Raw genomic sequence first — 22,757 nt, 5'->3', positions numbered from 1 at the left:
GATGGTGCAGCGTATCGGCCTTGTCGGATGCGGCGTCATTTCCGACATCTATCTCAGAAACGCGGCGCTGTTTCGCGACATCCGCTTTACCGCCTGCGCCGACATGCGGCGCGAGGCGGCCGAGACGAGGGCGGGGCAGTATGGGTTGAAAGCCCTGTCGCTGGACGAACTCTACGCCAGCGACGACGTGGACATCGTCCTCAACCTCACCAACCCGGACGCCCATGCCGAGGTCTCGCTGCGGGCGCTGGCAGCTGGCAAGCATGTCTATACCGAGAAGCCGCTCGCGACGTCGCTGGAGGACGGCCGCGCCATCGTGGCCTCCGCCAGGGAAAGGGGGCTGCAGGTCGGCTCGGCGCCCGACACGATCCTCGGCCCCGGCCTTCAGACCTGCCGCCGTCTGATCGACGAGGGCGTGACCGGCCCCGTCGTCTCCGGCATCGCCACCATCATGTCGCGCGGCATGGAGCACTGGCACCCCGCGCCGGCCTATTATTTCCAGCCTGGCGGCGGCCCCGTTCTCGACATGGGACCCTATTACATCGGCGCGCTGGTGACGCTGCTGGGGCCGGTGGCGAAGGTTACCGCCGTCGGCCGGATCGGCCTGCCTGAGCGCGTCGTCACGGCCGAGGGGCCGAATGTCGGCCAGCGCATCCGCGTCGAGGTGCCGACCACCGTCCACGCCGTCCTGTCCTTCGAGAGCGGCGCGCAGGTCACGCTTCTGGCGAGCTGGGACGTCTGGAAGCACGCGCATCTGCCGATCGAGCTGCATGGCGAAACGGCCTCGCTGCGCGTGCCCGACCCCAACTTCTTCGGTGGGCGGATCGAGCGGGCCGAAGACCGCGACGACTGGCGGCCGAGCGACACGAGCGAGCGCTTCTTCGGCCGGGTGAACTACCCCCTCGCCAAGCCGCTCTACGCCAATTATCGCGGCCTCGGCCTGGCCGAGATGGCGCGGGCGATCGAGAGCGGGCGCACCTGCCGCGTCAACGGCGACTGGGCGTTCCACATTCTCGACGTCATGCTGTCCATCCTTCGCTCCGCCGAGGAGGAACGCGGCGTCGCGGTCGCGTCCCGCTGCGAGCGCCCCGAGCCGCTGACGGACGAGGAGGCGCTGTCGCTCTTGGGCGAGGCGTCGATGCGCGAGGCCGGCTGAACGGACGGCCCGCCGACCGGCTTCACCTCGCGATGCGCGTGGAAAGAATGATCGAGGATTGCGTGCGCTCCACGCCCTCGATCGCGCCGATCTCGTCGATCCGCTGGTCGAGTTCGGCGATGGACGGCGCGGCGATGATCGCGATCAGATCGAACGCGCCGCTGATCGAGTGAAGCTCGGTGACGGCCTGCACCTTGCCCATCGCGGCCGTCACCTCACTGAGCGACTTCGGCGCGATGGTGACGAGGATATGCGCCCGCACCAGACTGGACGCATAGGCCTCCGACAGCCTGACGCCGTAGCCCGCGATCACGCCGATCCGCTCCAGGCGCTCCAGCCGCGCCTGCGCCGTGGTGCGGGACACCCCCAGCCGCTTGGCCAGCGTCGCCACCGGCATCCGAGCATTCTCGCCAAGAAGTGCCAAGAGCTCTCGGTCCTTCACCGTCAGGTCGATCATACCGGGCATTCCGTCAAAACGCGTCGTCATATTGTCTAATCGGAAGCGTCGATTGAAGCAAACCGACGCTATGATCCACCCGCTCCGTCTTTATGCTGCCTTTATGTGAGTTCGACAGCGGGAGTGGGACATGAACGAGATCGTGGTGGTCGGCGCTGGGAAGATCGGGGGCGCCATCGCGCTCATGCTGGCGCAGACCGGCGACTACCGGGTTGTTTTGGCCGATCGCAGTGACGAGCAGCTGCGCAAGATCGAGGCGCATCCGGCCGTCCCCACCCAAGCCGTCGACATTTGCGACGAGCGCGACCTCGCCGCCGCTCTCCAGGGCAAGTTCGCGGTTCTCTCGGCCGCGCCCTTCCATCTGACGGGCCGGATCGCCAAGGCCGCGCGCGAGGCCGGCGTTCACTATCTCGACCTGACCGAGGATGTCGCAACGACCCGGATGGTGGAGGCGCTGGCGGAGGGCGCGGGGAGCGCCTTCATTCCGCAATGCGGCCTGGCGCCCGGCTTCATCTCGATCGTCGCCAACGATCTTGCCAAGCGCTTCGAGCGTCTCGACAGCGTTCGCATGCGCGTCGGCGCCCTGCCGCAATATCCCTCGAACGCGCTGAACTACAACCTGACCTGGAGCACGGACGGGCTCATCAACGAATATATCGAGCCCTGCGAAGCCATCGTGGAAGGTAGGCTGATCGCCGTTCCCGCGATGGAGGAGCGCGAGGAGTTCTCGCTGGACGGCGTGACCTACGAGGCCTTCAACACGTCCGGCGGGCTCGGCACCCTGGCCAAGACGCTGGAAGGCCGCGTGCGGACGATGAACTACCGCACCATTCGCTATCCCGGCCACCAAGCCATCATCAAGGCCTTGCTCAACGACTTCAACCTGAAGAACCGGCGCGAGGTGCTGAAGGACCTGTTCGAGCACGCCTTGCCGGCGACGCTTCAGGACGTGGTCATCGTCTTCGTGACCGTCTGCGGCTGGCGCGAGGGCCGCTACCTGCAGGAGACCTACGCCAACAAGGTCTATGCCGGCGTGGTGGCCGGGCGGCGGATGAGCGCCATTCAGATCACCACCGCCGCCGGCATCTGCACGGTTCTCGATCTCCTGGCCGAGGGCGCGCTGCCCGCGCAGGGCTTCATTCGGCAAGAGGAGATCGAGCTTGCCGCCTTCCTCGCCAATCGCTTCGGCCGGGTCTACGGGCAGGACGCGTTCGACCAGAGAAAGGCCGGGTGATCCGCCTCACGGGTCCGGCCGCGAGCCCTCCGCCGGGCGGCGGCTCTCAGGAATTGGTCTCCAGCCGGTAGCGGCTTCCGGGGTAGAGCAGCCGCACCGTGGAGACGAGCCCGGCCTCGCACCATGTGCGGCGCCGGACCAGAAGGCAGGGCTCGGTCTTGCCGATGCCGAGAAGCTTGCATTCCCAGGGGTAGGCGGCGATCGCCTCGATGAACTGCTGCGCCCGCACGATGGGCGCGACGGCCGAGAGATAGCTGTTGGGCGTGATCGCGGTGAAGTCCTGGGTGAGATAGTCCGGCGCGAGGCGGGGATTGACGAACCGGTCCTCGATCTGGATCGGCAGGTCGTCTTCCCTGTGAAGGATCACGGAGTGGACGACGCGCGCGCCGATCTCCAGCTCCAGAACGTCGGCCAGTTCGGGGCCGCAGATCTCCTCCTGCAAGAGGACGACCTGGGGCGAATGCGCGCCGCCACGCGCGCCGATCTCGTCGGCGATGTTGGGCACGCCCTGGAACAGCGAGCTGCGCTTCTTCGGAGCGACGAAGGAGCCCTTGCCGCGAATGCGCACGACGACGCCCTCCGCCGCCAGCTCGCGCAATGCACGGTTCACGGTCATCCGGCTGATGCCGAGCATGTCGACGAACTCGTTCTCGGAGGGCACACGATGGTCCGTCTGCCATTCGCCCGTGTCCACGCGGCTTCGGACATAGTCCTTCAGCTTCTCGTAGAGCGGGACCTGCTGCTCCGACTGGTTTTCACGCGCCCCTTCCGTCGACAGATCGATGTCCTCCCCGCGCCTCATGCGTCGATTCATATAGAGACAAGTCGGCAGGTTTTGACCAGCGCCCGCTTGCGACGGACATCGAAATGCGCAATGTTGTATAGGCAACTTCTCCTGGCGCTGGAGCTTTCATGCCTTCACCGACCTCGCGCTTCCATTGTCCGATCGCCCTCCTGCCGGGAGGCTGGGCGCGCGATGTCGCGATCGAGGTGGGCGCGGACGGGCGGATCGCCTCGGTGTCGTCGGGATCGACTGCCGAAGGGGGCGAGCGCCTGCGCGGGCCCGTGGTTCCCGCCCTCGCCAACCTGCATTCCCATGCCTTCCAGCGCGCCATGGCGGGTCTGGCCGAGCGGGCAGGGCGGGGCGACGACAGTTTCTGGACCTGGCGCGCCGAGATGTATCGAACGCTTGGGCTGATGACGCCGGACGACATCGGGGCCATCGCCGCCAAGCTCTATGTCGAGATGCTGAAGGGCGGCTTCTCGCGCGTCGCGGAGTTTCATTACCTCCATCACGGGGTCGACGGCGCGCCCTATGCCGATCCCGCCGAGACCTCGCGCCGCATTCTCGCGGCCGCCGCCACGGCCGGGATCGGCCTCACGCATCTTCCCGTCTTCTACGCCCATTCGAATTTCGGCGGCGCCGCGCCGGGCGAGGGCCAGCGGCCTTTCCTGCACGATGTCGACGGCTTCCTGACGCTCCTCCAGACGCTCGCTCCCGCCTGCGAGGCGTCGGGCGCGACGCTGGGTCTGGCGATCCACTCGCTGCGCGCCGCGACGCCCGAGGAAATCCGCGCGATTTTGGCGGAGGAACGCAGCGGAGGCCCGATCCACATTCATGTCGCCGAGCAGGAGCGCGAGGTCGAGGAATGCCTCGCCTGGAGCGGACGGCGGCCGGTGGAATGGCTCTTGGACGAGATGGCGGTGGACGCCCGCTGGTGCGCCATCCATGCCACGCACATGACACCGGAGGAGACGGCGCGCCTCGCCGCGTCCGGCGCCGTCGCGGGCCTTTGCCCGGCGACCGAAGCCAATCTCGGCGACGGCATCTTTCCCGCCACCCGCTATCTCGCCGCCGGTGGGCGACTGGGGATCGGAACCGACAGTCATGTCGCGACCGGCCTCGCCGAGGAGTTGCGGCTTCTCGAATACGGCCAGCGGCTGCGCGATCGCCGGCGCAACCGCCTCGCTTCCGGCCCGGGCGCGTCGGTCGGGCGCACGATGTTCGAGGCGGCGCTGGCGGGCGGGGCGCAAGCGACGGGCGTCGCGGCATCCGGCATTCGCGTCGGCGCCCCGGCCGATCTGGTGGTGCTCGACGGCGCGAACCCGTTCATCGCCGCGGCCGCCGAAGGGCGCGAGGGCGACGCGATCCTCGACCGCTGGCTCTTCGCCGTCCCGGACGTGGTGCGCGACGTCGTCGTCGGCGGCCGGTTCGCGATCCGCGAGCGCCGCCATGCGGCCGACGAGGCGATCGACGCCGCCTTCGCCAAGGCGCTGCGGAGGCTGCAATGACGGCGGCGGCACCTTCTGCGATGGTCCATCTCGACCGGCCCCTGTCTCCCGCCGAGATCGCCCGCGTGGCGCGTGGGGCGCCGCTCGCGCTGACGGAAGCCGCTCGCGAGCGCATCGCCCAAGGCCGGCGGATCGTCGTGGCTTTGTCCGAAAAGGGCATTCGCGGCTACGGCATCAACACCGGCGTCGGGGCGCTTTGCGACGTGATCGTGGATCGCCCGCTCCAGCAGGCGCTGTCGCGCAATCTCCTTTTCAGCCACGCCTGCGGGCTGGGTGAGCCGCTGGGGCGCGAGGAAACGCGCGCCGTGATGGCGGCCGAGATCAACGGTTTCGCCCACGGCGCCTCGGGCGTGCGGCTTGAGGTGGTGGACGCGCTGATCGCTCTGCTCGACGCCGACATCCTGCCGCTCGTCCCCTCGCGCGGCTCGGTCGGCTATCTCACCCACGCGGCGGCGATCGGCCTCGTGCTGATCGGGCACGGCGAGGCCATGGCCGGGGCGGAGCGGATCGACGGCACGGAAGCGATGGCGCGGATCGGCCGCGCGCCGCTGGTTCTGGAAGCCAAGGAAGGCTTGAGCCTCGTCAACGGAACGCCCTGTTCCACCGGGCTCGGCTGCCTCGCCCTCGCGCGCCTCGAAGCGCTTCTCGACTGGGCGGACGCCGCCGCCGCGATGACCTACGAGAATCTGGGAAGCCAGGCGGGCACGTTCGACGCCGAGACGCTGGCCTTGCGCCGCTGCGAAGGGCTGCAGGCGGTGGGGCGGCGGATGCGCGAGCTGCTCGCCGGCAGTCCGCTCCTGGCGGAGCGGGCGGGGCGTCGCACGCAGGACCCTTTGAGCCTGCGGGCGGTTCCGCACGTTCACGGCGCGGCGCGCGACGTATGGTCGGCGACTGAGCGCGCTTTGGCGGACGAGCTGGCGAGCGTGACCGACAATCCGGCCGTGTCGGGCACGCCGGAACAACCCGTGGTGCGATCCGAGGCCCATGCCGTGGCCGCCGCGCTGGCGCTGGCGCTGGACGGGCTGGCTGTCGCCGCCGCCGAGGTCGCGGCGATGGCCGAGCGGCGGATCGACCGGCTGGTGAACCCGCTGGTGAGCGGCCTTCCCGCCTTTCTGGCACAGGAGGGGGGCGTCTTCTCCGGCTACATGATCGCGCAATACACCGCCGCCGCGCTCGTCGCCGAGAACCGGCGTCTTGCCCAGCCCGCGAGCCTCGACGGCGGCATCACCTCCGCCTTGCAGGAGGATATGCTGACCCACGCGACACCAGCCGCCACGAAGCTTCTCGCGATCCTCGATAATCTCGGCGACATTCTGGCGATCGAGCTTTTGTGCGCTAGCCAGGCCTACGAGCTTCAGCCGATCGCGGACCGTGCGCCGGGCACGCAGACGCTCTACCGCCGGGTGCGCGCGGTCGTGCCGCCCTATGCCGACGACCGGCCGATGAACGCCGACATCGCGGTGATGCGCGCGCTTCTTCGCGCCCCGGCCTTTCCAGAGGACTCCGCATGAGCCAACTCCTGACCAATGCGCGGCTGGCGACGCTGCGCGAGGATGCCGACGGGCTGGGTGTCGTCGAGGACGGCGCGATCCTGATCGAGGCGGGGCGTATCAGCTATGCCGGCCCGCGCGCCGCGCTTCCCGGCACCGAGGGCGCGGACGTGGTGGATCTCGGCGGGCGCTGGGTGACGCCGGCCCTGATCGACTGCCACACCCATCTCGTTCATGGCGGCACCAGAGCGCGCGAATTCGAAATGCGCCTCGCCGGCGCGAGCTACGAGGAGATCGCCAGGGCAGGGGGCGGCATCGTCGCCTCGCTTGCCGCCACGCGCGCGCTCTCGGTGCGCGAGCTGGCCGAGACCGCGCTGCCGCGCCTCGACGCGCTCCTGGCGGAAGGCGTCTCGACGGTGGAGATCAAGTCCGGCTACGGGCTGGAAATCGAGGCGGAATGCCGGATGCTGGAGGCCGCGCGGCTGCTGGCGAGCCTGCGCCCGGTGCGGATCGTGACGAGCTGGCTCGCCGCCCACGCGACGCCCGCCGACTACAAGGGCCGCAACGCCGACTATCTCCGGGAGGTCGCGATACCCGGCCTGCGCGAGGCGCATCGGCGCGGGCTGGTGGATGCGGTGGACGGGTTCTGCGAGGGCATCGCCTTTTCGGCGGAAGAGATGACCGATGTCTTCGAGGCGGCGCGCGCGCTGGGCCTGCCGGTGAAGCTTCATGCCGAGCAATTGTCCCATGCCGGCGGCGCGGCGCTGGCGGCGCGCTTCGGGGCGCTTTCGGCCGACCATCTCGAATATGCGACGGCGGAAGACGCGGCGGCCATGATGGCCAGCGGCACGGTCGCCGTGCTCCTGCCCGGCGCCTATTACTTCATTCGCGAGACGCAGGCGCCGCCGGTGGACCTGTTCCGCCAGGCCGGCACGAAGCTGGCGCTGGCGACCGACTGCAACCCCGGCACCTCGCCGCTGACATCGCTGCTTCTCACCATGAACATGGGCGCGACGCTGTTCCGGCTGACGGTGGAGGAATGTCTCGCCGGAACGACGCGCGAGGCGGCGCGCGCGTTGGGCCTCCTGGCCGAGACCGGCACGATCGAGCCCGGCAAGTCCGCCGATCTCGCGGTCTGGGATGTCGGAAGCCCGGCCGAGCTGGTCTATCGCATCGGCTTCAATCCCCTCCATGCCCGCTATTTCCAAGGAAAGAGGTTCGGTCGATGAGCGTCTTCGAACGGCACCAGGGCACCTCGCCCGTCGTCATCGCGTTTCCCCACACGGGAACGCTCGTTCCCCCCGAGATCGAGGCCAAATTGAACGCGGAAGGGCGGCTCCTCCGCGACACGGACTGGCATATCGAGCGCCTCTACGACGGGCTTCTGCCCGGTGCCACGACGGTGCGGGCGACCTTCCATCGCTATGTGATCGACGCCAATCGCGACCCGTCGGGGGCGAGCCTTTATCCCGGCCAGAACACGACCGGCCTCATACCGGTCATCGATTTCGACGGCCAACCGATCTGGCGCGAGGGCGAGGAGCCGGACGAGGCGGAAACGGCGCGGCGGCTCGCCGCCTTCCACAAGCCCTATCACGAGGCGCTGTCTACCGAGATCGAACGGGTCAAGGCGCTGCACGGCTACGCCATTCTCTACGACTGCCATTCCATCCGCTCGCACATTCCGTTCCTGTTCGAGGGACGGCTGCCGGATTTGAACATCGGCACGGACGAGGGGCGAACCTGCGCCCCCGAGATCGAGCAGGCGGCACGCGAGATCTGCGCTGCGGCAGACGGCTTCTCCAGCGTGCTCAACGGGCGCTTCAAGGGCGGCTGGACCACGCGCCATTACGGGCGGCCCAAGGAGGGCGTCCACGCCATCCAGATGGAACTGGCGCAAGCCACCCATCTCGAAACGGAAGCCCCGCCCTTCCGCTACGACGAGCGACGGGCCGAGCGGCTGCGCGCTGTGCTTTCCACGCTTCTCCACCGCATCGAGGCGCTCGGCGCCACTCTGAAAGGCTGATCGGCCATGTCGCTCCCGAACCCGCGCCACAACGCCCGCACCGTCCGCGCCGCGACCGGCACCGAGCTCACCGCCAAGAGCTGGCTCACCGAAGCGCCTCTGCGCATGCTCATGAACAATCTCGATCCCGATGTGGCGGAGAACCCGCACGAGCTGGTTGTCTATGGTGGCATCGGCCGCGCCGCGCGCACCTGGGACGATTTCGACCGCATCGTCGCGACGCTGCGCGACCTGGAAGCGGACGAGACGCTGCTCGTCCAGTCCGGCAAGCCGGTGGGCGTCTTCCGCACGCACAAGGACGCGCCGCGCGTTCTCATCGCCAATTCCAACCTCGTGCCGCATTGGGCCAATTGGGATCATTTCAACGAGCTGGATAAGCGGGGGCTGGCCATGTACGGCCAGATGACCGCCGGTTCCTGGATCTATATCGGCACGCAGGGCATCGTGCAGGGCACCTACGAGACCTTCGTGGAGGCCGGGCGCCAGCATTACGGCGGCAGTCTCAAGGGCAAATGGGTGCTGACGGGGGGCTTGGGCGGCATGGGTGGAGCGCAGCCGCTCGCCGCCGTCATGGCCGGCGCCTCGTGCCTTGCCATCGAGTGCAACCCGGACTCGATCGAGTTCCGCCTGCGCACCCGCTATGTCGACGAGAAGGCGGAGACGCTGGACGAGGCCATGGCGATGATCGAGCGCTGGACGGCGGCGGGGGAGGCGAAATCGGTCGGGCTGCTCGGCAACGCGGCCGAGATCCTGCCCGAGATGGTCCGGCGCGGCATCCGCCCCGACATCGTCACCGACCAGACCTCGGCGCACGATCCGATCAACGGCTATCTCCCCGCCGGCTGGACCATGGGCGAATGGCGGGCCAAGCGCGAGAGCGATCCGAAGGCCGTCGAGAAGGCGGCCCGCGCCTCCATGCGCACCCATGTCGAGGCCATGCTCGCTTTCCACCAAGCCGGCGTGCCGACGCTCGACTATGGCAACAACATCCGCCAGGTGGCCAAGGACGAGGGGCTGGAGAACGCCTTCGACTTCCCCGGCTTCGTGCCGGCCTATATCCGCCCGCTCTTCTGCCGGGGCGTCGGCCCGTTCCGCTGGGCGGCCCTGTCGGGCGACCCGGAGGACATCTACCGCACCGACGCCAAGGTGAAGGAGCTTCTCCCCGACAACGCCCATCTCCACCGCTGGCTCGACATGGCGCGCGAGCGCATCGCCTTCCAGGGCCTGCCGGCGCGCATCTGCTGGGTGGGCCTGGGCGACCGGCACAGACTGGGCCTCGCCTTCAACGAGATGGTGCGCAATGGCGAGCTGAAGGCGCCGGTCGTGATCGGCCGCGATCACCTGGACTCCGGCTCGGTCGCTTCGCCCAACCGCGAGACGGAGGCGATGCGCGACGGGTCGGACGCGGTGTCCGACTGGCCGCTGCTCAACGCGCTGCTCAACACCGCGTCCGGCGCCACCTGGGTCTCGCTCCATCACGGCGGCGGCGTCGGCATGGGCTTCAGCCAGCATTCCGGCATGGTGATCTGCGCCGACGGCAGCGAGGACGCTGATCGGCGCCTTGCCAACGTGCTCTGGAACGACCCCGGCACCGGCGTCATGCGCCATGCCGACGCCGGCTACGAGATCGCGCTGGACTGCGCCCGCGAAAAGGGTCTGCGCCTGCCGGCGATCCTTCGGTGAGCGAAGGCGGCATCCTGCGCGCCGCCGATCATCGGCGCATGCCCTGGAAGAACGGCGGCGGCGAAACCATCGAGATCGCCGTCCATCCGCCGGGAGCGGGCCTTGCCGATTTCGACTGGCGGATCAGCATGGCTGATGTCGCGAGCGACGGCCCTTTCTCGCGGTTCGAGGGCATCGATCGCACGCTCTCGATCCTCGCCGGCCACGGCATGGATCTCGAGATCGAGGGGCAAGGGCACTGGCGCCTGACGGCGGGATCGTACCCGCTGTCCTTTCCCGCCGACGCGCCGACATTCGCCCGCCTGCATGACGGGCCGATTCGCGATCTCAATGTCATGACGCGGCGCGGAGCGTGCACGCATCGCGTTTCGTTCGTGCCGAGCCTCGGCCCCGCCATCGAGCTTGGTGGGCGCTGGGGCTTCCTGATCCCGCTGAGTCCTTGCCGGGTCGTGATGGACGCTGCGGAAGTCGAGGTCGTGGCGGGCGACGCGATCGCCCTGTCGGCGCCCGCCCTGTCGCTTCGCCTCTCGGCCTCGGCGCCCGTTCCCGCCTACCTCGTCGAGATCGACGACTGACACCCGGCGCTCCGCCGCCGATCGAACGAACAAAAAGGGGCGCCGCGATGCGACGCCCCTTTCGTTTGTCTGCCATCGGAACAAGCTCAGTCGAGCTTGTGCGTCGCGAGCCACTCGCCGGCCACCACATCATAGCTTTCCTGCGACGCGAGGCGGCCGTTCATTTCGATCAGGTCCTTGGTCGTCAGGGCGGCGGACACCGCGTCGAGCGTCTTGGTGACGGTGTCGTCGACCTTGGCGGCGGCGATGACCGGAACGATGTTCTGGGCTGGGAACAGGTTCTGATTGTCGTCCAGCGCGACGAAATCGTTCGCTACGATCGCCGGGTCGGTCGAGAACAGGTCGGCGACCTGGACCTGGCCGTTGGCGAGCGCGGTCACGGTCAGCGGACCGCCGACGTCGAGCGCCTTGAACGACTTGAACTCGAGGCCGTAGACGTCCTTCAGGCCGACGACGCCTTCCTTGCGGGTCTTCCATTCCGGCGGCCCGCCGAGCACCAGGTCGCCGGCATGGGGCTTCAGGTCGGCGATGGTCTTGAGCTTGTACTTGTCGGCGGTGGCGCGCGTCACGGCGAGAACGTCGCCGTCCTGCGCGGGCGAGGGTGTCAGCATCGAGACGCCCTTGGGCAGCGCGGCCTTGAGGGCGGCGGCGACATCCTGCGGCGAATGGGCGGTGGCGTTCTTGTCGAGATAGCTGAGCGTGGCGCCGGCATATTCCGGCAGGAGGTCGATCGAGCCGTCGAGGAGCGCCGGCATGTAGACCTCGCGGCTTCCGATGCTGGCGCGAATGTCGGTCTTGAGGCCCTTGGCGGCGAGCGCCTTGGCATAGATCGTCGCCAGTAGCTGGCTTTCGGGGAAGTCCGCCGAGCCGACGATGATCGTGTTGGTGTCGGTTCGCGCCGGAGCGTCGGCTGCGAGCGGATTGCTCTGCGCCAAGCCGGGCAAGGTGGAAAGGGCCATGAGCGCCAGCGCGCCGACCGCGGGCATCATTCGGACTGCCATGCTTGGGTTCTCCTTGTTGCTGAGGAAGTGCGGCTTGCGGCGCCGATGTCAGGAGCGCGCGCGAACGATGCGGCGGGTCAGGCCCGGCGAGACCGACAGGCGCGAGACGATGCCGATCAGGAGATCGACGCCGAGCGCCAGAAGCCCGACCAGAACCGCGCCGGCGGCCATCTGGTAATAATCGTTCTGGGCGCGGCCATCGATGATCAGCCGTCCGAGCCCGCCGAGCGAAACGTAGGCGGCGATCGTCGCCGTCGAGACGATCTGAAGCGTCGCGCCGCGAAGCCCCGAGAAGATCAGCGGCAGGGCGCAGGGCAGTTCGACCCCGAAGAGGATGCCCAGCGGCCGGTGCCCCATTCCGCGCGCCGCGTCCACCGCCGCCGGATCGACGGCGGCGATCCCGGCATAGGTGCCGGTCATGATCGGCGGCACGGCGAGCAGAACGAGAACGATGAGGCTGGGAACGATGAAGGCGAGATCCGACGCGAAGACCGGACCGAAGAGGATTACCAGGAGCACGATAAGCCCCAGGCTGGGAAGCGAGCGGAGCGCGTTGGCGAGACCCGCGATCACGACGACACCCTTGCGGGTGTGACCGACATAGAGCCCGATCGGCATCGCGATCAGAGAGGCGATGAGGAGGGCCAGGATACTATAGGTGAGATGCTGAACGAGGAGGACGGGAACGCCGTCCGGTCCGCTCCAATGGGTGGGATCGAGAAACCAGGCCAGCATGGGTCAACGTCCTTTCGGCTGCCATGGCGTCAGCCGGTGCGCCACGAGAAGCACGAGCGCGTCGAGAAGCGCGGCGAGAAGCAGGCAGAGAACGATGCCCGCGATGATCGGCGTCAGGAAGCGCAGTTGAAGACCCTGCGTGAACAGGAGGCCGAGCTGCGGCGTGCCGACCAGCGCGGCAACCGAAACGATGCTGACATTGGACACGACGGCAACGCGCAGGCCCGCCGCGATGACGGGCACCGCCAGGGGAAGTTCGACAAAGAGAAGACGCGGCAGGCGGCGATAGCCCATCGCACTCGCCGCTTGCAGAACGTCCGGCGAGACGGAGTCCAGCCCGTCGCTCACCGTTCGCACCAGCAGGGCAAGGGCGTAGATGGTGAGGGCGACCACGACGTTGAGCGGGTCGAGGATGCGCGTTCCCAGAACCAGCGGCAGCAGCACGAAGAGAGCGAGCGAGGGAATCGTATAGAGAAGTCCGGCCGCGCCGAGGAAGGTGGAGCGGAAAAGCCCGGAGCGCTGCGCCAGCCAGCCCAGCGGCAGGGCGAGGAGAAGGCCGATCAGCACGGGCAGCACCGAGAGCCCCAAATGCCAGAGAAACAGGTCCGCGATGCGCCCGGACTCGCGCCAGAGCCAGTCGAACTTCATGAGCCTGCCTCCGAACGGCTCCGCCGGGCGCCCTCCACGGCGGCGACGACCTCGCTCAGCGTCGCCGTTCCCACGAGTTCGCCGCCCGGTCCGACGACGACGCCGCGCCCGGACGGGGCGCTCAAGGCCGCATCCAGAACATGCCGCAACGTGCTCCCCTGCGGCGCCAGCGTACCGCTGAGATTGAGGTCGCCCTCGCGCACGGGGCCCGTCAGAGAAGCGCTGTCGGCCCAGCCGAGAGGCCGGCCCGCCGCATCCGCCACCAGAACCCACCGGTCGATGGCCGCCGCCCGCACGGCCTCGGGCGTTGCGCCCAGAGTCACGGTGGGCTCGGCGCAGAGCGACAGAGCGGCGTCGAATTCGGCGAAAGACAGGAAACGGTAGCCACGGTCCCGGCCGACGAAATCGGCCACGAAGGCGTCCGCCGGCCGCGCCAGCAGGGTCTGCGGCGTCGCGACCTGGGCCAGGGTTCCGCCGGTGCGCAGCACCGCCACCTGATCCCCCAGCTTCAGGGCCTCGTCGATGTCATGGGTCACCATGATGATCGTCTTGCCGATCTCCCGCTGGAGCCGCAGAAACTCTTCCTGCAACTGCCCGCGAACCACCGGGTCGACCGCGCTGAAGGGCTCGTCCATCAGCATGAAATTCGGGTCGGAGGCGAGCGCACGCGCCACGCCGACGCGCTGCTGCTGTCCGCCCGACAATTGCCAGGGATAGCGATGGGCGAAGGCCTGCGTCAGCCCGACGCGCTCCAGGAGTTCATGAGCGTCCTTCAGCGCCTTGGGCTTGGCGACGCCGTTCAGCCGCGCCGTCGACGCGATGTTCTGAACCACCGTCAAATGCGGAAACAGACCGGCGTGCTGGATGACATAGCCAATCCGGCGCCGGAGCAGGGCCACGTCCATCCGGTCGGTGGGCTCGCCGTCGAGGAGGATCGTGCCGGAGGTCGGCGTGATCAGCCGGTTGACCATGCGAAGCGACGTCGTCTTGCCGCAGCCCGACGGGCCGACGAAGACGGTCAGCTTGCCGTTGGGCGCCTCCAGCGAAAGCCCGTTCACCGCGATGGCGGCGCCGGGATAATGTTTGCTGACATTGTCGAAAACGATCATGCCAGCCACCGAACTTGGGCATGGGTGCGGATGCTGCCGCGGGCAGCCGTGCCACTTGGAGAAACGTCGAGCGTCATGGCGCCTCACGAGACAGCTTGTCTATACATGCTGGCACGATCGCGAGATGTGAGCAAGCGCCCCTGGCTATCAAAAAAGCGGAGGCGTTGGCTGACGCGATTTTAAGCTGGGACAGCGCCGATGCGCGAACTCGGCGGAGACGCAACAAAGGCCGCAGCCTCAATGGTCACGGTTGAGGGGGTTTCGTCGGCTACGATGGGGTGGCGATGTGCTCATGCCAGCGCTTCGCGTATTGCACGGAGGTCGAGCAGGCCGTGCGGCGCTTCACAGGCTATCATCGTCGCCGGATCGATCGGCTCGTCGCGGACGGGTGCGAGCCCGGCTCCCTTGCCGACCGATGGCCCGATGCCAGCCTCGACCGACTCGCCATCGGGTCGGCAGCCACCATCTGATCGGGCACGTTCTCCGAGCGCCGAGACAAGGGCGACGCCTGCGCCCGTTCGCCCGTCTGAGCTTCGCCGTCAGGACGGAAAATGGCAGGCCGCCAGCGTGTTTCCGCCCTTGGCCTCCAGCAGGGGCCGCGTCGTCCGGCAAACATCGCGCGCCTTCGGGCAGCGGGGCTCGAAGCGGCATCCGGGCGGCGCCTTCAGCGGGCTCGGCAACTCGCGCACTGGCGCAGCGGCGCGATCGCGTGTCTTGCGACCGCGCGCGTGCGGCTCGGGAATCGCGTCGAGAAGCATGCTCGTATAGGGATGGCGCGGGTTCTCGAAGAGGGAATCCACCTCGCCGATCTCCACGATGCTGCCGAGAACCATCACCGCGACGCGGGTCGAGATCTGCCGCACCACCGCCAGATCGTGGGCGATGAAGACATAGGTCAGGTTGTGGCGATCGCGAAGATCGCAGAAGAGATTGACGATCTGCGCCTGGACGGAGACGTCCAGCGCCGACACCGCCTCGTCCGCGACGATGAGCTTGGGCTTCAGCGCCAGCGCGCGGGCGATGCCGATGCGCTGGCGCTGGCCGCCGGAGAGCTCGTGGGGATAGCGCCGGGCGAAGTCGGCGGGGAGTTCCACGCTGCGCAGAAGCTCCTCGAGCCGGCCCTCGATCTCGCCGCCCTTGGCAAGGCCATGGACCCGCAGCGGCTCGGCCAGCAGATCGCCGATGCGCCGTCGCGGGTTGAGCGAGGCGTAAGGGTCCTGAAACACCATCTGGAGCCCGGCCCGCAGGGGGCGCAGGCGCGACAGGGATAGGTCGCCGATCTCGGTGCCGTCGAATTCGAGCCGCCCTTCGGATAGATCGTGAAGCCGCGTCAGGCAGCGGCCGAGCGTGGACTTGCCGCAGCCGGATTCGCCGACGAGCCCCAGCGTCTCGCCGGGCATCACGTCAAAGGAGACGTTGTCGACGGCGGTCAGGACGCGGCGCCGCGCGGCGATCAGGGACTGGCCGACCGTGTATCGCTTGGTGATGCCGCTGGCGCGCAGCAGCGGGCGGGGAAGGCTGGGAGCGGGCGTAGCGCCGACGGGGCTCATGCGGCGAGTCCTTGGTCGCGCCGGAAGCGCGCCTTGGCGGCGTCCGGCAGGAAACAGGCGACGCTCTGCGCCCCTTCGGGCACGAGCGGCGGGCGCGCCGCGCAAGGCGCGAAAGCGTAGACGCAGCGGGGCGCGAAGGCGCAGCCTTCGATCGGCGCGCCGTTCGAGGGCGGCAGGCCGGGAATGCCCGTCAGGCGCGGCGGGCGCGGCCCGCGCAGCGGCGGGATCGAGTTGAACAGACCATGCGTGTAGGGATGGCGGGGCGCGGAGAAGAGCGCTTCGACCGGCCCGCTTTCCACGATCCGCCCGGCATACATCACGGCCACGCGGTCGGCGATCTCCGACACGACGCCGAGATCGTGCGTGACGAAGACGATGCCGGTGCCGTGGTCGCGGCGCAGCCGGTCGAGAAGCGCGAGGATCTGCGCCTGCACCGTCACGTCGAGGGCCGTGGTCGGCTCGTCCGCCACGATCAGGCTCGGCTCGCAGGAGACCGCCATGGCGATCACGACACGCTGGCGCATGCCGCCCGAGAGCTGGTGCGGATAGCGCGCGAAGACGCCGACAGGGTCGGGGATGCCGACTTCGGCGAGAAGCGACAGCGCCTTCTCGCGGGCAGCCTTGGCCGAGAGGCCGGAATGGGCGCGGATCTGTTCCACGATCTGCGCGCCGACCTTGTGAACCGGCGTCAGCGCCGTCATCGGGTCCTGAAAGATCATCGCGGCCTTGGCGCCCCGGATGCGGCGCAGGCGCCGAGGCGCCATGCCCACCAGTTCCTCGCCGCCGAGCCGCACGGAGCCGGACAGCTCGGCATTGGGGTCGAGGATCAGGCCGAGGATCGACAGGAGCGTCTGCGTCTTGCCCGAGCCGGATTCGCCCACGAGCCCCAGCACCTCGCCGCGCTCGACGTCGAAGGACACGCCGTCCACGGCGCGGACCAGCCCGCGCTCGGTGCGGAAGGCGACCTTCAGGTCGCGGATCGCCAGAAGCGGCTCAGTGGGCATCGCGGACCCTCGGATCGATCACGGCATAGAGGGCGTCCACCAGCGCGTTGGCGGCCACCACGAAGAAGGAGGCGTAGAGAACGGTGGCGAGGATCACCGGCAGATCGAGCGTCTGGAGCGCGTCGTAGGTCATCTTCCCGACGCCGCGCAGGCCGAAGACCACCTCCGTCAAGAGCGCGCCGCCGCCGATCAGCGCGCCGAAATCGAGGCCGAACATGGTGACGAAGGCGACCAGCGAGGAGCGAACGCCGTGGCGCAGGAGAATGCGCCCTTCCGAAAGGCCCTTGGCGCGCGCCGTGCGCACGAAGTCTTCCTGCATGGTCTCGATGAGATCGGCGCGAAGGATGCGGCCGTAAAGGCCGATATAGAGAATGGCGAGCGTCACCCAGGGAATGAGCAGCGCCTTGAACCAGCCGACGGGATCGGTGAGCAGCGGCTTGTAGCCGAGCGGCGGCACCCAGGAGAAGAGAAACGTGTGATGCAGCCGGCTCTGCGAGAGGAGGTTCATCACCTCGCCGACCCAGAAGACCGGCATGGACACGCCGACGAGGCTGATCGCCATCAGCGCCTTGTCGGCGACGCTGCCGCGCATGGCGGCGGCCGCGACGCCGACGACGAGGCCGCCGAAGACCCAGAGCACGGCGGCGCCGAGAACCAGCGAAAGCGTGACCGGAATGGCCTTGGTCACGGCGGGCACGACCTTCTGCCCGCGATTGACGAAGGAGGTGAGGTCCTGCGTGATGAAGAGCCGCTTCATCATCAGCCCATATTGAACGGGCAGCGGCTGATCGAGCCCGAAGCTCTGACGGACCTGTTCGAGCGTCTGAGGCGAGGCGTTGCGCCCGGCGATGCGGGCGGCGGGGTCGGCGCCGGGCGTCGCGAAGAAGATCAGGAACACGATCACGCTGATGCCGAACATCACGAAGACGAGCCGGCCGAGGCGGGAGAGGATCGCGAAGAGCATCAGGCGATCCTCACCTTGGCGCGTGGATCGAAGGCGTCGCGCACTCCGTCGCCGAGGATGTTGAGCGCCAGAACGGTCAGCGCGATCGCAAGGCCCGGCGCCAGCGCCACGATGGGCCTGGAATAAAGAAGGCCCTGCCCATCCTGGATGATCGTGCCCCAGGAGGCGTCCGGCGGCTGAACGCCGATCGACAGAAAGGACAGGGAAGATTCGGTGATCATGTTGAGCGCGAGCAGGATCGGCACCATCACGATGACGCGCGGCACGACGTTGGGCAGGAGGTCCTTGAAGAAGACGCGCCAGGGCGGCACACCCAGCGCGGTGGCGGCGGCCACGAATTCCGACTGCATGAGGGACAGGGTCTGGCCGCGGATCGGGCGCGCGACATAGGGCACGTAGACGATGCCGATGATGGCGATCGGAAGCCAGAGACTGCCGGCCTTGACCTCGATCGGGCCGATCGTGACGCCTTGCGCGATGAGCACGATCGAAAGCGAGATCGCGAGGAGATAGATCGGGAAGGCCCAGAGCACGTCCAGAATCCGGTTGAGGACGCCGTCCACGATCCCGCCGAAGAAGCCGCAGGCGAGCCCCACCACGACGGCGAGCGTGAGGGTGAGGATCGTCGCCGTCCCGGCGATCAGCAGCGAGTTGCGCCCGCCGTAGAGCATGCGCGCGGCGATGTCCCGCCCCTGGTTGTCGGCCCCCAGCATATACGGCCCCCAGCGCCAGGTCGGGCCGATCGGCGTCATGCCGAGGCCGAGCCCGGTGGTGGAAGGCTCCAGAACCGGCCGCGCCTGTCCGTCCAGCCTGATCTGGCCGTTGAGATTGGTGGCGAAGGGATTGGTGCCCGACACATGCGAGGCGTAGAGCGGCGCGCAGAGGCAGGACAGCGCGACCAGAACGAGAACGAGAAGCGCGACCATCGCGGCGCGGTCCCGCTTCAGGCGCCGCCACGCGATGGCCCAGGGACCGGGCGAGGCGACGGGAACTGGCGCCTGCGCGAGGCCGGCGGCGGGAACGGGATGGGGAAGACTGCGATCGGTCACGGAGCGCCGGAAAATAGGAGGCGAATGGGCGCGGCTCGTCCGAGCCGCGCCTTGGGTCGGAGGATTTACTGAACCGCGAGCTTGGAGAAGATCGCGTAGAACTGCGGGCTGAAGGTGAAGTTCTGCACCCGCGAGGAGACGAAGTCGACGCGCTTGGGCGTGAAGAGGACGGCTGCGGGCGCGGCGTCGGTCACCATCTTGTCGACTTCAGTCCAGACCGGCAGGGCGGCCTTGGCGTCGCTCACCCCGGCGGCGAAGGCCTCCTTCATCTTGGCCTCGACCGCCTCGTCGCAGAATCCCGCGATGTTGACCGACGCGTCGGAGCCGGGATGGAACGAGGCGCAGGAGAACAGGACGTTCAGGAAGTTGGACGGCGAGGGGTAATCCTGAAACCACTGCGAGATCGAGATCTGCACCTTGTTGTTGGTGTTCTGAATGTAGGTGAACTGAAGGTTCTGGGAGATCGGCTGGACGCTCGCCTTGTATCCGAGTTCGGTGAGCACGTCCTGGAGATAGACACCGACGGCGCGGGACACGACCGTGTCCTCGGCGATGATCTTCACCTCCTGACCGGCGGTGCCGCTTTCGGCCACCAGCGCCTTGGCCTTTTCCATGTCGGGCGCCGACCATGTGGTGCCGGGCGCGGCGGTGTAGGGGCAATAGGGCGTGTAGCCGGGGAAGCCGGGCGGCAGGATCTGGCAGGCCGGCTGGGCGAGGTTCGCGCCGCCGAAGAGCTTCACCAACGCGTTGCGATCGATGGCGAAGTTCACCGCCTGCCGCGCCTTGGCATTGTCGAAGGGCGCGAGGCGCGTGTTCATCGGCGCGTACCACATGGCCGACAACGGATGCAGCGACACTTGGGCCGCATATTGCGTGCCGATCTCGGCCAGACGATCGGGCGGGGGCGCGTCGAACATCCAGTCGGCGTCGCCGTTCTGGATCGCGGTCACGGCCGCTTCCTCCGTCAGGCCGAAATCGTAGGAGATCTCGTCCACCATCCCTTCGGGCTGCGCCTCGGCGCTCCATTCCTTGAAGTTCGGGTTGCGCGCGAGCTTGAGCGCGGCGTTCGGATCGTAGGACTGGATGGCATAGGCGCCCGTGCCGGGGATCGGCGTCGTGCCCTGGTCGCTCGAAGCGGTTCCGGCGGGCACGATATAGGCATGCGGCACGGCGAGCTTCTGGAGGAACTCGCCGTCCGGCGCGCTGAGATTGATCGTGACCGTGCCGGCGGCCTTGTCGGCGACGACGCCGCCTTCGAGCGTGCAGTCGGCGGGCGCCGCCAGACACTTATCGGCCCCGACGATGCCGTTGTAGAATGTGCCGGCGGTCGGTCCCGACACTTTGAAGATGCGCTGGAAGGAGGCGACGACATCGTCCGTCGTCAGATCCTGCCCGTTGGAGAACTTGATGCCCGGCCGCAGCTTGAACCGGTAGGTCTTGCCGTCGTTCTCGGGCGTCGGCAGCGCCTCGGCGAGATCGGCCACCACCTCGAAGCCCGTCTGGTCTCCGGCCTTGCGGAAGGTCACCAGCCCGTCATAGGCGATGTAGAAGATCTGCCATTGCTGCAGCGTGTAGTTGATATGGGGATCGATCGTGCCGGCGGCGGCGCGGGCGAGAAGCCGCAGCGTTCCGCCCTTTTCCTGGGCGAGCGTCGGGGAGGCGCCCCAGGCCGTGAGGACGGCTCCGCCCGCGAGCAGGGCGGCAAGAACACGAGGTCTCATCAACGACATCGCCGATCTCCTTATCCTGAAGCCCGGCCGTTTGGCGGGCGTCGAAGCTGATCGCAGCGTGGAGCCTGGAGCGACCTCGCGCCAGCTATCAAAACTCATAGGGTGCCGGAGGGCTTAAGAGGCCGCACCCAGAAGCCGGTAATGGGCCGCGCGGGCGACGGCCTGGAACCGGTTGCGCGCGCCGAGCTTGCGCCCGGCGCTGTTGAGATGCAGCGTCACGGTCGGCACGGAGCGATCCAGCCGCCGCGCGATCTCCTTCGCCGTCAGGCCTTCCGCGCAAAGGCTGAGGCACTGAATCTCGCGCGGCGACAGGCGCATGGCGCGCGAGCGGCGCGTGTCCGGCGAGAACCCGGTCTGGACGATGTCGTGGAAGGTCTGGCCGAGAAGCCCGATCGCTGGCGCAAGGCGCGCTGCCGCTTCTCCGAAGTCGCGCTCGGCATCGACGCAGATCGCCGTGAAGGTCGCCAGATCCCCGCCGGGATGGTGGATCGGCACCGTGACGCCGCAGGAAAAGCGCATGTCGCGCATATAGCCGAGAACCGGCCCGTGCCGCTCGCACAGGACCGTTTCCATGATCCGGCTCTGCGGCCCGAAGGCCGACCAGACGAAGGGCGCGGCCGAAGACAGGGCGGCGTCCTGCACGGGGTCGAGCTGGTAGAACCCGTCCCGCCACAGGCGCATCATGTCGTCCGGCACCCGGCGCGCTTCCAAGATGTTGGGCGTGATGAGAACGCCGTCATGGCTGCGCGGAACGGGCGTGTAGTCGTAGATGACGGAGGTGAAGCCCGCGCGCTCCACCAAGTCCAGGGCGGCGTCCAGCGCGGGATCGAAGCCCATGCCGGGCAGGAGGCGGTCGGAAAGATCGGACAGGATCGACATGAACCGATGGTGGCACCGCGATCACATGCCCGTCAATTGTGCGCGCTCATTTCGAGGGCATATTTCCGCGCCCGAGGGCTTGGGACCCTCTTCTTTTCGATAGGTGTCGGACGGCTTTCCAAGCGGCGTAGGATCGGCTCGCTTCAAAGAAGGAAGGCGCCATGTCCGTCGCAGCCGACACCGTTGAGGGTTTTGCCGATTACGGTCCCTACAAGACCTGGTACCGCGTCACCGGCGATCTCGATGCCGCCCCCCTGCCGCTGGTGATCGCCCATGGCGGGCCGGGCTGCACGCACGACTATGTCGACAGCTTCAAGGAGCTGAGCGCCAACGGCCGGGCCGTGATCCATTACGACCAGATCGGCAATGGTCGCTCGACCCATCTGCCGGACAAGGGCGGCGACTTCTGGACCGTGGACTTCTTCCTTGGCGAACTCGACAACCTCCTCGACCATCTCGGCATTCGGAGCCGCTACGCTCTCCTTGGCCAGTCCTGGGGCGGAATGCTGGGGTCGGAGCACGCCGTTCGCCGACCGGCCGGGCTGAAGGCGCTGATCCTCGCCAACTCGCTGGCTTCGATGGACCTTTGGGTCGCCGGCGCGGCGCAGCTGCGCGCCGAACTGCCGGCGGAGGTGCAGGAAGCGCTCGACCGGCACGAGGCCGCCGGCACCACGCAGGACCCGGAATACCTGACGGCGAGCCGCGTCTTCTACGACCGCCATGTCTGCCGCGTCACCCCCTGGCCGGACGAGGTGGCGCGCACCTTCCTGGCGGTGGAAAGCGATCCCACAGTCTACCACACGATGAACGGGCCGAACGAGTTCCACGTCGTCGGCACCATGCGCAACTGGACCGTGATCGATCGCCTTCCCCTCATCGAGGCGCCGACGCTGGTTTTCCGGGGCGCCTATGACGAAGCGACGCCCGAATGCGTCCAACCCTTCATCGACCGCATTCCGAGCGTGGAATCGGAGGTCTTTCCCCAGTCGAGCCACATGCCGCATGTGGAGGAAAAGGACGCGTGTCTCGCCCGCGTCGAAGCCTTCCTGCGAAAACACGACGGGTGAGGGGCCGCGCGGAGCGTTTAAGGAGTCTGCCGCCTTCGGCTGACGGTTCCCTCTAGAGACCGCAGCCGAAGGCCGCGCCCATCGCGACGAAAGTATCGAGGCGCTTTT

At 68.1% G+C, this 22,757-nt stretch carries 21 protein-coding genes; 9 read left to right on the top strand and 12 right to left on the bottom strand.

Going from position 1 to position 22,757, the window contains the following annotated elements; translation table 11 throughout:
* Position 1 precedes the first annotated feature (1 nt).
* Positions 2–1,156, top strand: coding sequence for a Gfo/Idh/MocA family protein (locus tag M673_RS21325; RefSeq protein ID WP_061978754.1), 1,155 nt, complete (start codon positions 2–4; stop codon positions 1,154–1,156).
* A gap of 22 nt (positions 1,157–1,178) precedes the next feature.
* Here M673_RS21325 and M673_RS21320 read toward each other — a convergent pair whose 3' ends face one another.
* Positions 1,179–1,622, bottom strand: coding sequence for an Lrp/AsnC family transcriptional regulator (locus M673_RS21320; RefSeq protein WP_187301368.1), 444 nt, complete (start codon positions 1,620–1,622; stop codon positions 1,179–1,181).
* Between the two features lie 121 nt (positions 1,623–1,743).
* On the opposite strand from M673_RS21320, the gene M673_RS21315 reads away from it, so the two are divergent.
* Complete coding sequence (locus M673_RS21315; protein ID WP_061978753.1) at positions 1,744–2,847, top strand: saccharopine dehydrogenase family protein; 1,104 nt, start codon at positions 1,744–1,746, stop codon at positions 2,845–2,847.
* A gap of 46 nt (positions 2,848–2,893) precedes the next feature.
* Here M673_RS21315 and hutC read toward each other — a convergent pair whose 3' ends face one another.
* Positions 2,894–3,649, bottom strand: coding sequence for a histidine utilization repressor (hutC, locus tag M673_RS21310; protein ID WP_082639974.1), 756 nt, complete (start codon positions 3,647–3,649; stop codon positions 2,894–2,896).
* A 110-nt stretch (positions 3,650–3,759) separates the two neighbouring features.
* Here hutC and hutF point away from each other — a divergent pair, with 110 nt between their 5' ends.
* The 6 genes from hutF to M673_RS21280 are packed head-to-tail and all read left to right on the top strand — an operon-like array spanning position 3,760 to position 10,913.
* On the top strand, positions 3,760–5,139 hold the full coding sequence (hutF, locus tag M673_RS21305; protein ID WP_061978752.1) for a formimidoylglutamate deiminase: 1,380 nt from the start codon (positions 3,760–3,762) through the stop codon (positions 5,137–5,139).
* Positions 5,136–6,650, top strand: a complete 1,515-nt coding sequence (locus M673_RS21300) for an HAL/PAL/TAL family ammonia-lyase (RefSeq protein ID WP_244493101.1) — start codon at positions 5,136–5,138, stop codon at positions 6,648–6,650. Before hutF ends, M673_RS21300 begins: the two co-directional genes overlap by 4 nt.
* The gene (gene hutI / locus M673_RS21295; protein WP_061978750.1) at positions 6,647–7,858 is read left to right on the top strand and encodes an imidazolonepropionase; all 1,212 of its coding nucleotides are present in this window, start codon (positions 6,647–6,649) and stop codon (positions 7,856–7,858) included. Before M673_RS21300 ends, hutI begins: the two co-directional genes overlap by 4 nt.
* Entirely contained in the window at positions 7,855–8,655 is an 801-nt protein-coding gene (gene hutG / locus M673_RS21290) for an N-formylglutamate deformylase (RefSeq protein ID WP_061978749.1), read from the top strand. The genes hutI and hutG overlap by 4 nt, the downstream gene beginning before the upstream one ends.
* 6 nt (positions 8,656–8,661) lie before the next feature.
* On the top strand, positions 8,662–10,338 hold the full coding sequence (gene hutU / locus M673_RS21285; RefSeq protein ID WP_061978748.1) for a urocanate hydratase: 1,677 nt from the start codon (positions 8,662–8,664) through the stop codon (positions 10,336–10,338).
* A gap of 38 nt (positions 10,339–10,376) precedes the next feature.
* Complete coding sequence (locus tag M673_RS21280) at positions 10,377–10,913, top strand: HutD/Ves family protein (protein WP_061978953.1); 537 nt, start codon at positions 10,377–10,379, stop codon at positions 10,911–10,913.
* An 86-nt stretch (positions 10,914–10,999) separates the two neighbouring features.
* Here M673_RS21280 and M673_RS21275 read toward each other — a convergent pair whose 3' ends face one another.
* The 10 genes from M673_RS21275 to M673_RS21225 all read right to left on the bottom strand — a co-directional run bounded on the left by M673_RS21275 (position 11,000) and on the right by M673_RS21225 (position 21,582).
* Positions 11,000–11,914 (bottom strand): ABC transporter substrate-binding protein, encoded by a 915-nt coding sequence (locus M673_RS21275; protein WP_061978747.1) that lies wholly within the window; start codon positions 11,912–11,914, stop codon positions 11,000–11,002.
* 48 nt (positions 11,915–11,962) lie between these two features.
* Positions 11,963–12,649 carry an ABC transporter permease gene (locus M673_RS21270; protein WP_061978746.1) on the bottom strand — a complete coding sequence of 229 codons (687 nt, stop codon included), beginning with the start codon at positions 12,647–12,649 and terminating at the stop codon, positions 11,963–11,965.
* Between the two features lie 3 nt (positions 12,650–12,652).
* Positions 12,653–13,297, bottom strand: a complete 645-nt coding sequence (locus tag M673_RS21265) for an ABC transporter permease (RefSeq protein ID WP_061978745.1) — start codon at positions 13,295–13,297, stop codon at positions 12,653–12,655.
* Positions 13,294–14,406 carry an ABC transporter ATP-binding protein gene (locus M673_RS21260; RefSeq protein WP_061978744.1) on the bottom strand — a complete coding sequence of 371 codons (1,113 nt, stop codon included), beginning with the start codon at positions 14,404–14,406 and terminating at the stop codon, positions 13,294–13,296. The genes M673_RS21265 and M673_RS21260 overlap by 4 nt, the downstream gene beginning before the upstream one ends.
* Positions 14,407–14,945: 539 nt before the next feature.
* Positions 14,946–15,956: an ABC transporter ATP-binding protein gene (locus M673_RS21250; protein WP_061978742.1), complete on the bottom strand. Its 1,011-nt coding sequence runs from the start codon at positions 15,954–15,956 to the stop codon at positions 14,946–14,948.
* Complete coding sequence (locus M673_RS21245; RefSeq protein ID WP_061978741.1) at positions 15,953–16,960, bottom strand: ABC transporter ATP-binding protein; 1,008 nt, start codon at positions 16,958–16,960, stop codon at positions 15,953–15,955. The genes M673_RS21250 and M673_RS21245 overlap by 4 nt, the downstream gene beginning before the upstream one ends.
* Positions 16,950–17,924, bottom strand: a complete 975-nt coding sequence (locus M673_RS21240; RefSeq protein WP_061978740.1) for an ABC transporter permease — start codon at positions 17,922–17,924, stop codon at positions 16,950–16,952. Before M673_RS21240 ends, M673_RS21245 begins: the two co-directional genes overlap by 11 nt.
* On the bottom strand, positions 17,924–18,973 hold the full coding sequence (locus tag M673_RS21235) for an ABC transporter permease (RefSeq protein ID WP_061978739.1): 1,050 nt from the start codon (positions 18,971–18,973) through the stop codon (positions 17,924–17,926). The genes M673_RS21240 and M673_RS21235 overlap by 1 nt, the downstream gene beginning before the upstream one ends.
* Positions 18,974–19,038: 65 nt before the next feature.
* Entirely contained in the window at positions 19,039–20,694 is a 1,656-nt protein-coding gene (locus M673_RS21230) for an ABC transporter substrate-binding protein (RefSeq protein WP_061978952.1), read from the bottom strand.
* A gap of 123 nt (positions 20,695–20,817) precedes the next feature.
* Positions 20,818–21,582 (bottom strand): helix-turn-helix transcriptional regulator, encoded by a 765-nt coding sequence (locus tag M673_RS21225; RefSeq protein WP_148640217.1) that lies wholly within the window; start codon positions 21,580–21,582, stop codon positions 20,818–20,820.
* Between the two features lie 161 nt (positions 21,583–21,743).
* Between M673_RS21225 and M673_RS21220 the strand changes: the two genes are divergently transcribed.
* On the top strand, positions 21,744–22,649 hold the full coding sequence (locus M673_RS21220) for a proline iminopeptidase-family hydrolase (protein WP_061978738.1): 906 nt from the start codon (positions 21,744–21,746) through the stop codon (positions 22,647–22,649).
* Positions 22,650–22,757 lie beyond the last annotated feature (108 nt).

Origin of the sequence: Aureimonas sp. AU20 (assembly GCF_001442755.1) — a bacterium.
Taxonomy (GTDB): Bacteria; Pseudomonadota; Alphaproteobacteria; order Rhizobiales; family Rhizobiaceae; genus Aureimonas.
The sequence above is the reverse complement of the archived record's forward strand: the minus strand, read 5'-3'. Positions and strand labels throughout refer to the sequence as shown.